This is a genomic window from Pseudomonas sp. TH41, from assembly GCF_016650695.1.
GTDB lineage: Bacteria > Pseudomonadota > Gammaproteobacteria > Pseudomonadales > Pseudomonadaceae > Aquipseudomonas.
Map to the genome: position 1 here is coordinate 612,868 of NZ_JAEKFH010000003.1, position 16,778 is coordinate 629,645.

A 16,778-nucleotide genomic window follows, 5' to 3' on the forward strand; every position below is an offset into this window, starting at 1 on the left:
ACTTCCAATTAGAAAAAAAACTGTTGAGCCTTGAGTAGGAGATAACCTGTGGAACGCGAATACATGGAATTCGACGTGGTCATCGTCGGTGCCGGCCCCGCTGGTCTTTCCGCTGCCTGCCGTTTGAAGCAGAAGGCCGCCGAAGCCGGTAAGGAAATCAGCGTCTGCGTGGTCGAAAAAGGCTCCGAAGTCGGTGCTCACATCCTGTCCGGTGCCGTGTTCGAACCACGCGCCCTGAACGAATTGTTCCCGGACTGGAAAGAACTCGGCGCGCCGCTGAACACGCCGGTCACTCGCGATGACATTTTCGTCCTCAAGAACGCCGACAGCGCGCAAAAAATTCCTGACCTCTTTGTGCCCAAGACCATGCACAACGAAGGCAACTACATCATCTCCCTGGGCAACCTGTGCCGCTGGCTGGCCCAGCAGGCCGAGAACCTGGGTGTAGAAATCTACCCTGGTTTCGCCGCACAGGAAGCGTTGTTCGACGAGAACGGCGTAGTTCGCGGGATCATCACCGGCGACCTGGGTGTGGACCGCGAAGGCCATCCGAAAGAAGGCCTGTACACCCCGGGCATGGAACTGCGTGGCAAATACACGCTGTTCGCCGAAGGTTGCCGCGGCCACATCGGCAAGCAGCTGATCAAGCGCTTCAACCTCGACAGCGAGGCTGACGCCCAACACTACGGCATCGGCCTGAAAGAAATCTGGGAAGTCGACCCGGCCAAGCATCAGCCAGGCCTGGTGGTGCACACCGCCGGTTGGCCGTTGGACATCATGGGCACCGAGAACACCGGTGGCTCCTTCCTCTATCACCTGGAAAACAACCAGGTTGTCGTGGGTCTGATCGTCGACTTGTCCTACAGCAACACTTACCTGTCGCCTTTCGACGAATTCCAGCGCCTCAAGCATCACCCGGTACTCAAGCAGTACCTGGAAGGCGGCAAGCGCATCAGTTACGGCGCTCGCGCCATCTCCAAGGGCGGCCTGAACTCGCTGCCGAAAATGGTGTTCAAGGGCGGCGCGCTGATCGGTTGCGACCTCGGCACCCTGAACTTCGCCAAGATCAAAGGCAGCCACACCGCGATGAAGTCCGGCATGCTCGCCGCTGAATCGGTGGCTGATGCATTGTTCGCCGACCTGGATGGCACGCAAGAGCTGACCACCTACGTCGACGCGTTCAAGAAGAGCTGGCTCTACGACGAACTGTTCGCCAGCCGCAACTTCGGCCCGGCGATCCACAAGTTCGGCGCTATTGTCGGTGGCGGTTTCAACTGGCTCGACCAGAACATCTTCGGCGGCAAACTGCCGTTCACCTTGCATGACACCAAGCCGGATTACGCTTGCCTCAAGCTCGCGGCCGACTGCAAGAAGATCGATTACCCGAAACCGGACGGCAAGCTCAGCTTCGATAAACTGAGCTCGGTATTCATCTCGGGGACTAACCACGAAGAAGAACAACCGTGCCACCTGAAGCTGACCGACCCAAGCATCCCGATCAGCAAAAACCTGCCGATGTACGATGAGCCTGCCCAGCGCTACTGCCCGGCCGGCGTGTACGAAGTGGTGACCAAGGAAGACGGCGAGAAGCGCTTCCAGATCAACGCCCAGAACTGCGTTCACTGCAAGACCTGCGACATCAAGGACCCTGCACAGAACATCACCTGGGTTGCACCGGAAGGTGCTGGCGGCCCGACTTACCCGAACATGTAAGTCGAGCGCCTGAACATCAAGGCTCCCGAAATGGGGGCCTTTTTGTTGCCCGAGATTTGTGCACCACCGCCCCCTGTAGGAGCGAGCTTGCTCGCGATGGAGTGTCAGTCGACATCTGCGTTGAATGACACACCATCGCGAGCAAGCTCGCTCCTACAGGGAATCATCAGGCCGCTCGCTCGTCGCCAGGGTTACGCTCGAAGTAGCGCTTGTACTCCCGACTGAACTGCGACGTACTCTGATACCCCACCCGATGCGCAACTTGCGCCACACCCAAACCTTCAGCGAGCAACAACTGCTGCGCCTTGAGCAAACGCAAGCGCTTCAAGTACTGCACCGGCGACAACAAGGTGCTGCGCTTGAAATGCTCATGAAAGGTCGACGCACTCATGTTTGCGCAACTGGCCAGCGTCTCTACGTTCAACGGTTCAGTGAAATGCCCGTGCAGATAGTTGAGCGAAGCCGCAATCCGGGCGAACTGTCCCTGCTGCTCCACCAATGCCCGCAACACATCGGCCTGCGGTCCCCGCAACGCGACAAACAACAATTCTCGCAACCGCGCCTGGCCCATGATCTGGCATTCCAGCGGATCGTGCAGACAGCGCAACAACCGTTCCACACAACCGCGCATGGCGTCATCGAGCACTGCCGAGGTCATGGACTCCGGCGTCTGAGCAGGAATATTGCGCCCCGGCACCAGCCCCATGGCCAACACCAACTCTCCGAGCAACACCCGATCGATGGCGATGGAAACCCCGAGCATCGGCCCATCCGGCGCCGAAAACGTTTCGCACTCAAACGGCACAGGCAATGCCTGAATCAAATAATGCCCGGCGCCGTACTCCAGCGTACGCGGCCCCAGATACGCCAGTTTGCTGCCCTGGGCGATGATCACCAGGCTAGGTTCGTAAATCTGCGGACCACGAGCCACATCGCAGCTGGCTCGCAAAACCTGCACACCCGGCAACGCTGTCGGGACGAAACCGTCACGGATCGCCAACGGCTGAATCAGCGAAACCAGCGTGGCATTGGCATCGAGATGACGGGTCAACAACATGGGAGCTCTTCACAAAAAAAGTCGCGGAAAAAGGGATGAAAGCATCATCGCAGGTCTGATCGTCATTGCGTCCAATCGAAAGCCGATGCCGGAGGATTAGGCATGACACCCGGAGGAATCGCCATGGCCGGTAGCAGGTGCGGCGCCCAAAATGCGCCGACTCACTTGTCACTGCTTTTGCGAGGTTCATCATGTACACCGCCATCGGTTATGCCGCCCAGTCGGCCACCACTCCCCTCGCCCCCGTGAAATTCGAACGCCGCAGCCCGCGCGCCGACGACGTTGCCATCGACATTCTGTACTGCGGCGTCTGCCATTCCGACATCCATCAGGCACGCAACGAGTGGGGCATTGCCGTTTACCCGCTGATGCCCGGTCATGAGATCGTCGGAAAAGTGACCGCCATTGGTGCGAATGTCACCAAGCACAAAGTTGGCGATGTGGTCGGTGTCGGCTGCATGGTCGACTCCTGCCGCAGCTGCGAAGCCTGCCAGTCGAACCTCGAGCAATACTGCCTCGAAGGCCCGACCATGACGTACGCCACCCCGGACCGCGTCGATGGCAGCAACACCATGGGCGGCTACTCCGACAGCATCGTGGTCAGCGAGCACTTCGTGGTGCGCATCCCGGAAAAACTCGACCTGGCCAGCGCCGCGCCGATCCTGTGCGCGGGCATCACCACCTATTCGCCGCTCAAGCATTACGGCGTGAAGGCTGGCGACAAGGTCGGGATTCTCGGCATGGGCGGCCTCGGCCACATGGGCATCAAGTTCGCCAAGGCGATGGGCGCCGAAGTGACGCTGTTCACCCGCTCGGCGAGCAAGGCTGAAGAAGGCCGTCGTCAGGGGGCGGACCACGTAATCGTGTCCACCGATGCCGAGCAAATGAAAGCTGCGGCCGGCCATTTCGATTTCCTGCTGGACACCATTCCAGTGCAGCACGATCTCAATCCCTACCTCGATACGCTGCGCTTCGACGGAGTGCACATTCTGGTGGGCTTGATCGAACCGGTCGATCCACCGGTCCACGCCGCCAAACTGGTGTTGGGGCGTCGCGTGCTGGCCGGCTCGCTGATCGGAGGCATCGCAGAGACCCAGGAAGTGCTGGATTTCTGCGCCGAGCACACCATCACCTGCGACATCGAAATGCTCGACATCCGTCAGATCAACGAGGCTTACACCCGCATGATCGCGGGCGACGTGAAGTACCGCTTCGTTATCGATATGGCAACGCTGAAGGTTTAAACCTTCGCACCGAGCTCCGCCGAGAGCCGTGCTGTGACCCCTTTGATCAGGGGAATCAGCTCGGCCATTTTTTCCAGTGGCATATAAGGCACGGTGCTGGCGATGCTGATGCCGGCAACGATGCGCTTGCTGGCATCACGAATGGGCGCCGCCACACAGCGGATCGACGGTTCGTTGTCTTCCAGGTCGAAGGCGTAACCACCCGCCACGTACTCGACCATGCGCTGCTGGAACTGCTCCCAGGACTGCTCCGGGTGCTGCGGCCAGAATAGATTTTTCCCACCCGCTGGCAGGCTGACTTCGTACAGCCGCTGCCACTCTTGCGGCGTGTCATCGAGCATCAATGCCTTGCCGATCCCGGTGCGCGCCAATGGCATGCGATGACCGACCCGCGAACGCATTTCCGGGCCATTGCGCCCCGGATTCTTGTGCAGGTACAGCACTTCGTCGCCTTCACGGATCGCCAGGTGAATGGTGTCGCCGGTCAATGCCGACAACTCATCCAGGTAGGGCCCGGCAAGAGTCACCAGCGGCAACTCTTCGCGCGCCTGGAAACCCAGCTCGATCAGCTTCGGCCCCAACAAATAACCGACTTGCGGCACCACACGCAGATAACGCTCGTCCACCAGGCAACTGGCCAGACGATGCGTGGTGCTACGCGTCGTGCCGATCAGCCGGGCGATTTCCTTGAGATCGCGGGCGCCACTGGCCACGGCCTGAACCACACCCAAACCACGAAGCAGTGTCTGGGTACCGGTCGGCGCGGCGTCCTTGGCGTTTTTTGGGGCGTCTTCCTGCATATCCAGCCTTTACCGTTGAGCGAGTGAACGGGCGGCATTATGGTCGCCCGACCGCTGCGACTACAACTTGATACGCTCGACCTTCCCGACCAGCAGCACGTAGGAAAGTGCACCGATCAACGCCAGCACCGCGATATAGGTGATTGCTGGCGCAAACGAATCACCGGTGGCCAGGAAACCGATAACGATCGGCGTGGTAATGGCCGACAGATTGCCGATGAAATTGAATACCCCGCCGGTCAACCCGAGCAGTCGTGCCGGCGCCAGCGTTGACACCAGCGACCAGGTGATCGAGGCCAGTCCGTTGCCGAAGAACGCCAACGCGAGGAAAGCAATCACCAGCGGTGTCGACTCGACGAAGTTGGCGCCGATAATCGAGGTGGAAATCAGCAAGCCGCCAATGATCGGCAACTTGCGGGCGAAACCCACCGTGTAACCGCGACGGATCAAGAAGTCTGAAAAGAACCCGGAACAGAGCACGCCGACGAAGGCGGCAAGAAACGGCAGCGAAGCCAACAAACCGGACTTGATGAAGTCCATGCCGCGATATTTCACCAGGTAGGTCGGGAACCACGTCAGAAAAAACCACAGCGTCGAATTGAGGCAAAACTGGCCGAGGTAAATACCCCACAGCTTGCGTTTGCTCAGAACAATCCCGAGGTCGGTCCAGCTGAATTTGGCTTTGACCCTGGCTTGTTCAGCCTGGATATCCACCAACCCGCCGCCCTCGCGGATCAAATCGATTTCGGCGTCGTTGGCGCCGTTGAAATCTCGTGGTTCGCGATACACCGCGTACCAGATCACCGCCCAGAGAATGCCCACCACACCGGTACTGACGAACACCATGTGCCAGCCATATTGATGCTGCAGCCAGGCCAATACCGGTGTCAGGAACGCCAGACCCACAAACTGCCCGGAGGTATAGAAACCGATTGCCGTGGCGCGTTCGCGCTCGGGAAACCAGGTGGTGACCACGCGGCTGTTGATCGGGTATGCCGGTGCTTCAAGGGCACCGACGGCCATACGCAAGACGAACAGTGCGATGAAACTGGCCGCAAAACCGAGCATCACCGTGGCGACCGACCACAGCAGTAAGGCAACGCTGTAAAGGATGCGCGGCGGAACCCGATCCACCAGCCAGCCGCCGGGGATCTGCATGGCGGCGTAGGTCCAGCCAAACGCCGAAAAGATCAGCCCGACGTGAATCGGATCGATACCCAGCTCGCTGGTCAGCGCCGGTGCCGCGATCGACAGGTTGCTGCGGTCCAGATAGTTGATCACCACGGTGATAAACAGCAGGACCATGATGAAAAAACGCTTGCGACTGGGCGTCACCAACGACGCCTGCCCGGTGAGGGTTTGCGGTTGCATGGGGAGTGCCTCTTCTTATGTTTATTGAGGTCGAATTGAAGGCTTGCACTGCACCCTTGTGGGAGCGAGCTTGCTCGCGATGGCGGCTGTTCATCCAACAATGATGTCGACTGACACACCGCTATCGCGAGCAGGCTCGCTCCCACAGGGGATGGGGGGTGAATCAGAGATCGATCACCACTCGGCAAAACTGCCATCGGCATGGCGCCAGATCGGGTTGCGCCAGCGATGGCCGACCGCCGCGCGTTCGATGACGTATTCCTCGTTGATCTCGATTCCCAACCCTGGGCCATTCGGGATTTTCACGAAGCCTTTGTCGTAGTCGAACACCCGTGGGTCCTTGACGTAATCCAGCAGGTCGTTGCTCTCGTTGTAGTGGATGCCCAGGCTCTGTTCCTGGATAAACGCGTTGTAGCAAACCGCGTCCAGTTGCAGGCACGCCGCCAGTGCAATCGGGCCCAACGGGCAATGCAGCGCCAACGCCACGTCGTAAGCTTCGGCCATGTTGGCGATCTTGCGGGTTTCGGTGATACCGCCAGCGTGCGACGCGTCGGGCTGAATGATGTCGACGTAACCTTCGCTGAGCACGCGCTTGAAATCCCAGCGCGAGAACAGGCGCTCGCCGAGGGCAATCGGCGTGCTGGTCAGCGGCGCCAGCTCCTTCAGCGCTTCGTAGTTTTCGCTGAGCACCGGTTCTTCGATGAACATCAGTTTGTACGGGTCGAGTTCCTTCATCAGCACTTTGGCCATCGGCTTGTGCACCCGACCATGGAAGTCCACGCCGATGCCGACGTTCGGGCCCACGGCATCACGCACGGCCGCGACGTTGGCCAGCGCCAGGTCGACTTTCTCGAAGGAATCGAGAAACTGCAGCTCCTCGGTGCCATTCATTTTCACCGCCGTAAAACCACGCTCGACCGCTTCTTTCGCAGCACGCGCGGTGTCCGCCGGCCGGTCGCCGCCGATCCACGAATACACGCGAATCTTGTCGCGCACCTGGCCACCGAGCAAATCGCTGACCGACACCCCCAAGGCCTTGCCCTTGATGTCCCACAACGCCTGATCGATACCGGCCAGCGCGCTCATGTGGATTGCGCCGCCACGGTAGAAGCCGCCGCGGTAGAGCACGGTCCAGATGTCTTCGATGTTGCGTGGGTCTTTGCCGATCAGGTAGTCGGACAATTCTTCGACGGCAGCCGCCACGGTGTGGGCGCGACCTTCGACCACGGGCTCGCCCCAACCGGTCACGCCCTCGTCGGTTTCAATCTTGAGGAAGCACCAACGCGGGGGAACGATGAAGGTGGTCAGTTTGGTGATTTTCATCTTTGTCTCTCTTATTGGATGCAGCGCGCTCGGCGCCAAAAAGTCTTAACGCAGAGCATTCCATGCAGCGACATACGCCTTGGCGTTCACGGCCACGTCTTGCGGGCTCATGCCCGGTTTGAACAACCCGGAACCCAGGCCGAAGCCTTTGACACCCGCATCGATAAACACCTGCATGTTGTCCGGCGTGATCCCCCCGACCGGCACCAGCACGGTTCCTGCCGGCAACACCGCGAGCCAGGCTTTCACAACGGCCGGCCCCATCTGCTCGGCGGGAAACAGCTTCAGCACATCCGCGCCTTCGGCCAACGCGGCGAACGCCTCGGTCGGCGTCGCGACACCCGGCGACAGGAACAACCCTGCGGCCTTCGCCGCGCGCAACACCTTGGCATCGCTATGCGGCATGACAATCACCTGCCCACCCGCCGCTTTCACCTGCTCGACCTGTTCCGGCGTCAGCACCGTGCCCGCGCCGATCAGGCAATCGACGGGCAAGGTACTGCGCAGGATGCGGATACTTTCGTACGGCTCTGGGGAATTGAGCGGCACCTCGATGACGCGAAATCCGGCGGCGTAAAGGACGTCGCCAATGGCGGCCGCTTCTTGCGGGCGCAGGCCGCGCAGGATCGCGATCAGTCCGTTTTGCGCCAGTGCTTGCTTGAGCATGTCAGACCTCCAGTCGGGTTTAACGGGATGGGGTTTGTGTGATCAGTCCGGCGGCGACAGCCAACTGCCACAACCCGCGTTCGGTGGCTTGTTCGGCCAGCGTCACCCGAGCAAAACCGCAGGCATCGAGGGCCCGGCTGTAGCGGGCGCAGAGTTGGGAGTTACCGATGAGGACGATTGAAGGCAGATGAACGCTGTTGCGCCGATGCCTCAAAACACTGGCCAGCGCCGACAGCTCATGGCCGATCAGTAGACCGGACAGATAATCCGGTTGAGCCGTGGCGCTCAGTTCGCCGGTCAGCCCCAAACTGCGGGCACTGAACAGCGTCGACAGCGGACCGATCTCGCCGTCCGTGGACAAGGCCACCTGCACGCCACGATCAAAAGCCTCGCCATCAAACGACGCCCCGCGCTGTTGGGTGCGCCCGAGAATGCTGTGTTCACTGAGCACGGCGAACACTTCGCCGGTCATGAACGTATCGAAATGCACGATGCAGCCATCGGCCACTTCCACCCATTTCGAATGACTGCCCGGCAGCCCGATCAACAGATCAGCGCTCGCCCCGTTCAGCAGATTCTGTAGCACGCCGAGGACCTGGGTTTCTTCGCCACGCATCACATTCGGCAGACGCGAACGCTGAATCACACCCGGCACGATATGCACATCGACACCGCGCAGACTGCGCACGGTTTGTAAGGACATTCCGAGGTTAGCGACGTTCGCCGGTGTGTCGCGGTAAGCCGCTTCGCGCCAGCCCTGCGCGCTGCCAACCATGCCACAGGCAATCACCGGCAAATCCGGTTGCGCGTCGAGCCAGTCACCGCAGGCCTCATCGAACGCCAGTTCAAAACCGTCAGCGCATTCCCGACCGGCGATGACTCGCGGCGTGCGCGGCAACTGCATGATCCCCGACGACAGCGAACGCTGTTCGAGTACCTGGCCACCCGCGGCAAGTTTGTAAGCACGTAATGAGGTTGTCCCCCAATCGAGCGCGATCAATTGCGCCAGCATCGCTTCACCTGTTTTGTTGATGGGCAGTGAGTGAGCTGGACTATAAACCCGGACGCGGTAAAATCTCAATATATAAATATCTATCCCATATTTTGGGATACAGTCAAAAGATCGCAGCCTTCGGCAGCTCCTACAGATTCGGTGAACGCCGCAATATCGCGGTCGAACACAAACCCGTGTAGGAGCTGCCGAAGGCTGCGATCTTTTAAGGGTTCAATTGCCCGCGGCAAAATCCCTTAACACCGCCCCATCCATCCGATACCGAACCCACTCTTCCTGCGGCTGCGCGCCCAAGGATTTATAGAATTCGATAGCGGGCTTATTCCAGTCCAGCACGCTCCACTCAAAACGCCCGCAATCATTGGCGCAGGCGATTTTTGCCAGGTGGCGCAGCAAGGTTTTGCCTGCGCCGCCGCCGCGCTGTTCAGGGGTAATGTAGAGGTCTTCGAGGTACAGGCAGTTACTGCCCAGCCAGGTCGAATAGCTGAAGAAGAACACCGCAAAACCAATCGGCAGGCTATCGCGCAGGCAGATCAGGCCGTGGGCGGTGGCGCCTTCGCTGAACAGGCTGCGCTCAATGTCGGCGACGCTGGCAATGACTTCGTGGCGGGCACGTTCGTAATCGGCCAGTTCAGTGATGAACGCGAGGATTTGCGGTGCATCGCTGGGGGTCGCCGGGCGGATCTCGATGGTCATGGACGTGCCTTCGTCAAAAGTTGAAAACGCCATACTAAGACGGCGCTCGTCACATGGGAAATTATGGAGCATGTGTAATTGGATGGACTCGCCCAAGCCGAGGCGTCAATGCGCCACGGTGGCAGTCTAAACAGCCAACGACAGCGAGGGCGAGTCCATGAAAAATCATAGTTCGATTGATCAATCCCTGTCTTCTTCCGATTTGTCGGCCTGCACAACCTTAGCGGTCGATCTGGCCAAGCAGGTCTTTCAGGTTGCCGGTGAAGATGTCCTCGGTCAGGTGCGCTACGAGCAGCGGATCAAGTCGCGCGAGGCGTTTTATGAGTTTCTCCACAAGTTACCGCCTTATGTCGTGGTTTTGATGGAGACCGGTCCGGGTGCTCAAGCCTGGGCCCGGCAGTTGCAAGAACAAGGCAATCTGGCGCGGATTCTTCCAGCCGGTTTGGTGGCCACGCATCGCAGCGGGCCAAAAAATGATCGCAACGATGCGCTGGCGATTCTGCGGGCTGGTCGCGATGAAAAAATCTGCGCAGTACCGGTCAAAAGCGTCGCGGCGCTGGCAATGCAGGCGTTGCATCGCGCCCGTCAGGGCTATGTGCGTCGGCGCACGGCTGTCAGTAATCAGATGCGCGGCCTGCTGCTCGAGCACGGCGTGGCCTTGGCGCAGGGCGATGTTGCGATCAGCCAGAAAATTCCGCGGGTACTGGAAGATGCTACCCAGCCGGTGCCGGGCCTGCTGCGTGAACTGATCGACGAACTGTTGGCCGAGTGGCGCCATTTGGGCGAGCGCATCAGCGTGCTGACGGGACGCCTGGAAGTGGCCGCCAACGCCGACATGACGGCGAAGCGACTGATGACTGTGCGCGGCATCGGCCCAGTCACGGCCACGGCACTGGTGGCCAAGGAAACCAAGCCTGAGCGATTCCCCAATGCCCGCAAGTTTGCCGCGTACTTTGGCATGGTGCCTGACCAGCACAGCAGCGGGGAGACGGTCCGGCTAGGGGATATGACCAAGCGAGGCGATGTTTATTTACGCAGCCTGATGATCCAGGGAGCCCATGCGGTGCTGCAACAACTACGACCTGATTCCCAGCAACCCGATGACCGCCGCTTGTTGCGCTGGATGAGCCGGCTGGGCCGTAAGGAGGCTGCGATCAGGCTAGCCAACCGCAACCTGCGAATCGTCTGGGTGCTTTTACAGAATGATCAGACTTATCGTCGCCACGCTGGTGATGGCCAGCAAGCGACAATGAGCCACTGAGCGAAAGAGTTCTGTCACCGAGGTACTAACTGTCCGACCCTTTGCTGAAAAAAATTGACCCCAGGTAAGACCGGCGTGGATTGATGCCTAAGCTGCTACTGGCCTTCGAGGCCTGACCGTAATCGGCATACCACGAGCTTTTCCAATTTTGGCCAGAAGCCGAAGACGGCTTCCACGAATAGGCCTGATACATAGATGCAACGGGGCGACGGTTTTTCAAAAGCGGGTAGACAGTGGGGGGCGAGTCCATACATAGCAGCTGGCGAAGCCTGCGTCCGGCTGCGTGTAGGAGCGAGCTTGCTCGCGATGGTCGTTCAGCCAAAGAAAATGTGTTGGATGTTCCATCTTCGCGAGCAAGCTCGCTCCTACACGCAGCCGGACGCAGGCTGCTACAAGATGCTGCCACAAATGTTTTGAGCGCATTACTCCGGCCATCACTAACCCTGGAATCGATAACTTCGGACCTAAGATCGGCGCCTTGCATGATAGATAGATGACACTCACCGTTATCGGGTCAAGGAACTGCGTCATGTCTACCGCACCACCGCAAGTCTCCAGCAGGTTATTCGGCCTGTTCTGTCTCGCCAGTTATTTGCTGTCACTGTCCTATGGCTCGACGTTTTTGCTGTCGCTGTTGATCGGCTCACGTGGCGGTAACGAACACGATGCCGGCAGCGTGATTTCGGCGGCGATGCTCAGTACGTTTGCGGCGGTGATTGTCTCCGGGCACTTGTCCGACTGGCTCGGCGCGGCGCGCTCGATTGCGGTGTTCGGCGTTCTGCTGGTGGCTGCCAGCCTGGGCTTTGCACTGACACCGGGATTCGGCTCTCTGCTGCTGTTTTTCGGGCTGTTGCTGGGGCTGGGTTGGGGCGTGTTCTACACACTGGGGCCGATCATTGTGGCGAGCCTGGTGACGCCCGCTCAACGCGCCAAATACTTTGCGTTACTGTCGGGCAGCATGATGACCGGGATCGGCAGCGGTCCATTGCTCGGCCGCGCTGCCAGTGCCTTCGGCTATCCGGTGACGGCGGCGTTTTACCTCGCAGCGCTGGCAAGCCTTATCGGCGTTTTGCTTTTTTGGCGACTGGATGCGCAGCTAAAAAAAGCGCCTTCTCCCACCGCCTCAGTCGCAGGAATTTCCTGGCGCGCCACCGCACAGGTACTGTCCTCCAGAGCGGTACTCCCGATCATCATGGTCGGCCTCGGCGGGTGCGTATTCGGTGGCCTGTCGAGTTTTCAAACCAGTTACGCGGCGTCTCGTTCGCTCGATTACTCATTGTTCTTTTTCGGCTTCATGGGCGCAGCGATCAGCAGCCGACTGTTGATCGCCGGGTTCGTGGTCAAGCGCGATCCGTTGCGTGCGTCCTGTCTGCTGTCAGGACTGATGATGGGTTCGATTGTGCTGTTCGGTTTCGTCGTCGACGGAGGCTTCAGTTACGTACTGGCGGCGATGATGCTCGGCGTCGGATACGGCCTGACCTATTCAGTGATCAACGGCCTCGCGGCCAATGAAGCACCGCACGGCACCACCTCACAATCGTTGCTGCTGTTCAGCCTGTCCTACTTTATCGGCGTGTTTGGCTTTCCATTGCTGGCCGGGAAAATCATCGTGGAGCACGGAATGGCGACGTTACTGCTCACGGTGCTGGTGGTCGCCCTGCTGAACTGGCTGATCACCGTGGGGCGGTTGATCTGGCGCCGGGTCGCCAGCACCAAAGCATTGCAGCCGACCTAGACCGTTCGTCGTTCATCAGGCACCAATTCAAATCGGGGGCGGACCAATATCAGGTAAGGACTCTATTAAATGGAGACGACACCATGATCACGTCCAGGTTGACCGCCCTCGCGCTCGCCACCCTGCTGTCCTCTGCGGCCTTCGCCGCCACCATGGCGTCTGGCACGGGCCCGACCAACCCTGTCGAAAAACCGAAAGCGCCCGCCATCCAGAGCGCACCGGGCATGAACACTGAGGGGGCGAGCATCGACAGCAGCCTGCCGCCGGCCACCGGCACTGATCCTCGTCTCCAGGGCAACGACACGGGCCGTCAAGGCGGCACGAATATGCCGGACACCCGGACGCCCGATAACGCCGACACCAGCAAGAAAACCACCACCAGTGGTTCGGGTTCCGAAGGCGGTGCCAGCCAATAATTCACCGTCGCGAACGACTCGCCAACCCTATCCACATCCATGAAGAGGTAACCATGAACGTCGATAAAAACCTTGAGAAAGAAGTCCTGACCCGCCTGCTGCACGCCCACCCGAGTGGTTTGGGCAAGGAGGTCCTGGACAATTACCGGGGGGAGAAAGTCGTGGCCAGCACCCTCGCCACGCTGCAGGATCGTGGGTTGATTCAGCAGGGTCATGTGATCTGTAACGAGGCCGGCGAGCACTCGCTGCAACTGCCGATCAAACTCAGTGCCGCGGGTGTTGAGGCTGCACGCAAGCTGGATGCGTAGACGCTGAACATCAAAAGATCGCAGGCTACGCCAGCTCCTACACAGGGGTATGCGTTTTCCTGTAGGAGCTGCCGCAGGCTGCGATCGTTAGATCCCGAATGTAGGAGAAATCCCATGCCTCGTGGAAGCAAAGTCAAATACACCGCCGAGCAGAAGCGCAAAGCCGAGCACATCGAAGAGAGCTACGAGCACAAAGGTGTCTCGAAGGAAGAAGCAGAAGCTCGCGCCTGGGCGACGGTGAACAAACAGTCGGGTGGTGGAGAACGCAAGGGTGGTTCCGGACGCAAGAAACCGGCGAGCGCCAAGTCGGAAGATCGCAAGGAATCATCGCGGCGTGCGGCGGCCAGCCGTGAAGGTCAGCCGCGCAACAGCAAGGTTTCGCGTGATACCCAGACTGTGGACAGTTTGAGGAAAGAAGCGCGGGCGAAGAAGATTCCGGGGCGGTCGGGGATGCGGAAGGAGGCGTTGATCGAGGCGTTGCGCAAGGCTGGTTAGGGTAAGGATTTGTGTTGAATTGGAGGGCCCTTTCGCGAGCAAGCCCGCTCCCACATTTGACCGTATTTCTTTCGGAAGAACTCGGTCGAATGTGGGAGCGGGCTTGCTCGCGAAAGCGTCAGATCAGTCGCCGAAAGTCTCCCGGATAAGTTTATCCACTTCAGCAATTCCCGGCGAAGTCGCCGGCCCCCAGCGGGTGACCGCAAGTGCCGCCGCCGCATTCGCCCGCCGCGCCGCTTCAAGCGCCGACAACCCTTGCGCCAACCCGGCCACAAACACCCCGGCATGCGCATCCCCCGCGCCGTTGCTGTCCACCGCTTCCACCTTGAAGCCCGGCACATGCTGACGGTCGCCACGCTGGTTGATCCAACACCCTTGCGGGCCATCGCGAACCACCATCAACACGTCGGCGGGTAGAGACTCGGTCAACCGATCCAATGCTTGGGCAATGTTCAACGCCCCGGTGAACCGCAGCGCCTCAACACGGTTGCTGGTCCACAGATCAATGCGCGGCGACAACGCCTGCATCAACGGTGCATCCGGCGAATCGACCAGAGGGCCCGGATCGAACACCACCTTGATCGCCTTCGGCAAACCGACAACCCACTCCACCAGCGCCTGAGCCTTGCCGCCATGCAGCAGGCTGTAGCCGCTGACGTAAACGTAGTCGCCCGCCTCGGCCGGCACGCTCGCCAAATCCTCGGCCGTCAACTCGCCTTCGGCGCCGATGTACGAAATGAAACTGCGTTCAGCCGACGCATCGGTCACGGCCACGCACACGCCCGTATCCCGTTCGGCACGCTGAGCGATGCCGATCCGAATGCCTTCAGCGTTCATGGCCTCGCGCGCCAGATCACCGAAACGACCGGTGCCATGACGACCGAAGTAGACCACCGGCAAACCATTACGCCGTGCAGCAGCCATCACATTAAATCCGCCGCCGGCTTCAAAACTGGCGGACTGCGCCAGCACATCGCCGCCCGACTGAGGCAGTTTATCCACGGCCATGACCAGGTCGATCATGACCTGGCCAGTGTGTAGCAATCTAGGCATGAGCAGTCTCGGTCATCGCGGCACGACGATCCTTCGCCCCACCAAGAACAAAATAAATCCCCCCCGCCACCAGGAACGTCACGATCCAGCCGAGGCCGTTATGCCCCAGCCAGGAGTCGGACAGGAACCCGCGGAACCAGGTAGTTTGTTCAGTGGTGCCGATGGTGGTGAAGCTGAAGCCCAACGCGATCGCCACCGCCCACGCCCCCAATGCGCGCCACTCGATGCCAGCGCTATACCAATAAGCACTGCTCGGGCTGACGTCCAGCAGGTCCTTGGGGCTGTAGTAATGACGGTGAATCAGGTCCACGACGAAGATCCCGACCCACGCCGTGATTGGTACTGCCAGCAAGGAAATGAAGGTAATGAACGGACCATAGAAACTGTCGGCGATCAGCATGAAGTAAATCGAACCGGCAAAGATGGCGACGATATCAACCACCACCGCGTAGACGCGCTTGACCTTCAGGCCAAGGGTCAGCGTGGTCAAACCGGCGGAGTACACCGACAGGTTGTTCGACAGCAGCAATCCACCGAACGCGGTGATCAGGTACGGCACGGCCATCCAGGTCGGGAGCATGTCGCGGATCGCGACGATCGGGTCAGTGGCCGAAGCCAGGTCGTTGTTACCCACCGACAGCAGGCCGCCAAGGGTGATCAGCAACACCAGCGGGATTCCCGCCCCGAAGGCCGCCGACGCCACCAGGCGCACAGCGTTGACGCTGCGGTGCTGATAGCGCGACATGTCTGCACCGGCGTTGGCCCAGCCAATCCCGGTGCCGGCCGCCATCGTACCGACACCGATGATCATTGCGCTCAACGGTGCGGGGGTGGCGTTGAACACCGCGCTCCAGTCGATGGTGGCGCAGAGGAAACCTCCGACCAGAATGTTCAGTGCGCCGAATACGTAAGTGGCCCACTTCTGGATGACCAGTAACGTCGCATGCCCGAGGCCGGACACCGACAAGGTCAGCAACACGAAAATCGCGATGAAGATCAGAGTCAATACCGGCGCGCTTTTGGCTTCCACCGGCGAGCCAAACAGGATCGAGCACAGCGACAGCAACACGAACGCTGCGGTGGTGGTGTTGACGGTCTCCCAACCCAGGCGCGACATCAGCGAGACCAGGGTCGGCGCGATGTTACCGCGTACGCCGAAGATCGCTCGCGACAGGGTCAGGCTCGGCGCGCGACCACGACGACCGGCGATGGAGATGATCCCGACCACAGCGAAAGAGCCCGCAGCGCCGAGGATCGCGACGATAATCGCCTGCCAGATTGCCAGGCCGCGAAAGGCAACCAGCGTGGCGCCCAGCGGCAGGCCGAGGATGGAAATGTTGGCTGCGAACCAGACCCAGAACAGTTGCAGCGGGTGACCGCTACACTCGGCCTCCGGTACCGATTCGATGCCACGGGTTTCCAATTGCCCGGCGCTTGGCCCGGCGTTCGATGAACTCATGCGATGCTCCTGTTGCCATTTTTGTGATTGTGGGCAATTGCGGAAGTCGACCTGTGTGTTCCTTTGCGGGTGAAATTTCAAGTAGGTGGCGCGCCCTTCGCGAGCAAGCCCGCTCCCACAGAGATAGCGCAAGCCTTACGGTACGCACAGTATCTGTGGGAGCGGGCTT

Annotated in this window: 16 protein-coding genes; 7 read left to right on the forward strand and 9 right to left on the reverse strand. The window is 60.0% G+C overall.

All coding sequences use genetic code 11. The features are described from left to right. Positions 1-48: 48 nt before the first annotated feature. Positions 49-1,713, forward strand: a complete 1,665-nt coding sequence (locus tag JFU37_RS05475; protein WP_201113739.1) for a 4Fe-4S dicluster domain-containing protein — start codon at positions 49-51, stop codon at positions 1,711-1,713. Positions 1,714-1,879: 166 nt separating this feature from the next. Here JFU37_RS05475 and JFU37_RS05480 read toward each other — a convergent pair whose 3' ends face one another. Continuing rightward, on the reverse strand, positions 1,880-2,770 hold the full coding sequence (locus tag JFU37_RS05480; protein WP_201113740.1) for an AraC family transcriptional regulator: 891 nt from the start codon (positions 2,768-2,770) through the stop codon (positions 1,880-1,882). Between the two features lie 191 nt (positions 2,771-2,961). Between JFU37_RS05480 and JFU37_RS05485 the strand changes: the two genes are divergently transcribed. Continuing rightward, positions 2,962-4,014: an NAD(P)-dependent alcohol dehydrogenase gene (locus JFU37_RS05485; RefSeq protein ID WP_201113741.1), complete on the forward strand. Its 1,053-nt coding sequence runs from the start codon at positions 2,962-2,964 to the stop codon at positions 4,012-4,014. Here the strand turns inward: JFU37_RS05485 and JFU37_RS05490 are convergent. The 6 genes from JFU37_RS05490 to JFU37_RS05515 all read right to left on the reverse strand — a co-directional run bounded on the left by JFU37_RS05490 (position 4,011) and on the right by JFU37_RS05515 (position 9,882). After that, on the reverse strand, positions 4,011-4,814 hold the full coding sequence (locus JFU37_RS05490) for an IclR family transcriptional regulator (protein ID WP_201113742.1): 804 nt from the start codon (positions 4,812-4,814) through the stop codon (positions 4,011-4,013). The two genes, JFU37_RS05485 and JFU37_RS05490, sit on opposite strands and share 4 nt — an antisense overlap. 60 nt (positions 4,815-4,874) lie before the next feature. Further along, entirely contained in the window at positions 4,875-6,185 is a 1,311-nt protein-coding gene (locus tag JFU37_RS05495; protein WP_201113744.1) for an MFS transporter, read from the reverse strand. 174 nt (positions 6,186-6,359) lie between these two features. Continuing rightward, positions 6,360-7,508, reverse strand: a complete 1,149-nt coding sequence (gene dgoD / locus JFU37_RS05500) for a galactonate dehydratase (RefSeq protein ID WP_090186690.1) — start codon at positions 7,506-7,508, stop codon at positions 6,360-6,362. A gap of 45 nt (positions 7,509-7,553) precedes the next feature. Continuing rightward, positions 7,554-8,174 carry a 2-dehydro-3-deoxy-6-phosphogalactonate aldolase gene (locus JFU37_RS05505; RefSeq protein WP_201113746.1) on the reverse strand — a complete coding sequence of 207 codons (621 nt, stop codon included), beginning with the start codon at positions 8,172-8,174 and terminating at the stop codon, positions 7,554-7,556. Between the two features lie 19 nt (positions 8,175-8,193). Continuing rightward, positions 8,194-9,186 (reverse strand): 2-dehydro-3-deoxygalactonokinase, encoded by a 993-nt coding sequence (locus tag JFU37_RS05510; protein ID WP_201113748.1) that lies wholly within the window; start codon positions 9,184-9,186, stop codon positions 8,194-8,196. Positions 9,187-9,399: 213 nt separating this feature from the next. Continuing rightward, positions 9,400-9,882 (reverse strand): GNAT family N-acetyltransferase, encoded by a 483-nt coding sequence (locus tag JFU37_RS05515; RefSeq protein ID WP_201116418.1) that lies wholly within the window; start codon positions 9,880-9,882, stop codon positions 9,400-9,402. Positions 9,883-10,084: 202 nt separating this feature from the next. Here JFU37_RS05515 and JFU37_RS05520 point away from each other — a divergent pair, with 202 nt between their 5' ends. The 5 genes from JFU37_RS05520 (at position 10,085) to JFU37_RS05540 (ending at position 14,097) form a co-directional block, all read left to right on the forward strand. After that, complete coding sequence (locus JFU37_RS05520) at positions 10,085-11,143, forward strand: IS110 family transposase (protein ID WP_201116398.1); 1,059 nt, start codon at positions 10,085-10,087, stop codon at positions 11,141-11,143. 529 nt (positions 11,144-11,672) lie between these two features. After that, entirely contained in the window at positions 11,673-12,878 is a 1,206-nt protein-coding gene (locus tag JFU37_RS05525) for an MFS transporter (RefSeq protein WP_201113750.1), read from the forward strand. An 83-nt stretch (positions 12,879-12,961) separates the two neighbouring features. Further along, positions 12,962-13,294, forward strand: a complete 333-nt coding sequence (locus JFU37_RS05530) for a hypothetical protein (protein ID WP_201113752.1) — start codon at positions 12,962-12,964, stop codon at positions 13,292-13,294. Positions 13,295-13,347: 53 nt separating this feature from the next. Then, positions 13,348-13,602, forward strand: a complete 255-nt coding sequence (locus JFU37_RS05535; protein ID WP_201113754.1) for a hypothetical protein — start codon at positions 13,348-13,350, stop codon at positions 13,600-13,602. Between the two features lie 114 nt (positions 13,603-13,716). After that, positions 13,717-14,097, forward strand: a complete 381-nt coding sequence (locus tag JFU37_RS05540; RefSeq protein ID WP_201113756.1) for a termination factor Rho — start codon at positions 13,717-13,719, stop codon at positions 14,095-14,097. Positions 14,098-14,220: 123 nt separating this feature from the next. On the opposite strand, the gene JFU37_RS05545 is transcribed toward JFU37_RS05540, so the two are convergent. Both JFU37_RS05545 and JFU37_RS05550 read right to left on the reverse strand, forming a co-directional pair. After that, on the reverse strand, positions 14,221-15,150 hold the full coding sequence (locus JFU37_RS05545) for a PfkB family carbohydrate kinase (protein WP_201113758.1): 930 nt from the start codon (positions 15,148-15,150) through the stop codon (positions 14,221-14,223). After that, positions 15,143-16,609: a purine-cytosine permease family protein gene (locus tag JFU37_RS05550; RefSeq protein WP_201113768.1), complete on the reverse strand. Its 1,467-nt coding sequence runs from the start codon at positions 16,607-16,609 to the stop codon at positions 15,143-15,145. Before JFU37_RS05550 ends, JFU37_RS05545 begins: the two co-directional genes overlap by 8 nt. Between the last annotated feature and the right edge of the window lie 169 nt (positions 16,610-16,778).

Excerpts from the sequence above, each read along its gene's own strand:
- JFU37_RS05545 (WP_201113758.1), bottom strand. The coding sequence starts at position 15,150 with ATGCCTAGATTGCTACACACTGGCCAGGTCATGATCGACCTGGTCATG.
- dgoD (WP_090186690.1), bottom strand. The coding sequence starts at position 7,508 with ATGAAAATCACCAAACTGACCACCTTCATCGTTCCCCCGCGTTGGTGC.
- JFU37_RS05495 (WP_201113744.1), bottom strand. The coding sequence starts at position 6,185 with ATGCAACCGCAAACCCTCACCGGGCAGGCGTCGTTGGTGACGCCCAGT.
- JFU37_RS05515 (WP_201116418.1), bottom strand. The coding sequence starts at position 9,882 with ATGACCATCGAGATCCGCCCGGCGACCCCCAGCGATGCACCGCAAATC.
- JFU37_RS05510 (WP_201113748.1), bottom strand. The coding sequence starts at position 9,186 with ATGCTGGCGCAATTGATCGCGCTCGATTGGGGGACAACCTCATTACGT.
- JFU37_RS05535 (WP_201113754.1), top strand. The coding sequence starts at position 13,348 with ATGAACGTCGATAAAAACCTTGAGAAAGAAGTCCTGACCCGCCTGCTG.
- JFU37_RS05490 (WP_201113742.1), bottom strand. The coding sequence starts at position 4,814 with ATGCAGGAAGACGCCCCAAAAAACGCCAAGGACGCCGCGCCGACCGGT.
- JFU37_RS05485 (WP_201113741.1), top strand. The coding sequence starts at position 2,962 with ATGTACACCGCCATCGGTTATGCCGCCCAGTCGGCCACCACTCCCCTC.
- JFU37_RS05525 (WP_201113750.1), top strand. The coding sequence starts at position 11,673 with ATGTCTACCGCACCACCGCAAGTCTCCAGCAGGTTATTCGGCCTGTTC.
- JFU37_RS05550 (WP_201113768.1), bottom strand. The coding sequence starts at position 16,609 with ATGAGTTCATCGAACGCCGGGCCAAGCGCCGGGCAATTGGAAACCCGT.
- JFU37_RS05480 (WP_201113740.1), bottom strand. The coding sequence starts at position 2,770 with ATGTTGTTGACCCGTCATCTCGATGCCAATGCCACGCTGGTTTCGCTG.
- JFU37_RS05505 (WP_201113746.1), bottom strand. The coding sequence starts at position 8,174 with ATGCTCAAGCAAGCACTGGCGCAAAACGGACTGATCGCGATCCTGCGC.
- JFU37_RS05540 (WP_201113756.1), top strand. The coding sequence starts at position 13,717 with ATGCCTCGTGGAAGCAAAGTCAAATACACCGCCGAGCAGAAGCGCAAA.
- JFU37_RS05530 (WP_201113752.1), top strand. The coding sequence starts at position 12,962 with ATGATCACGTCCAGGTTGACCGCCCTCGCGCTCGCCACCCTGCTGTCC.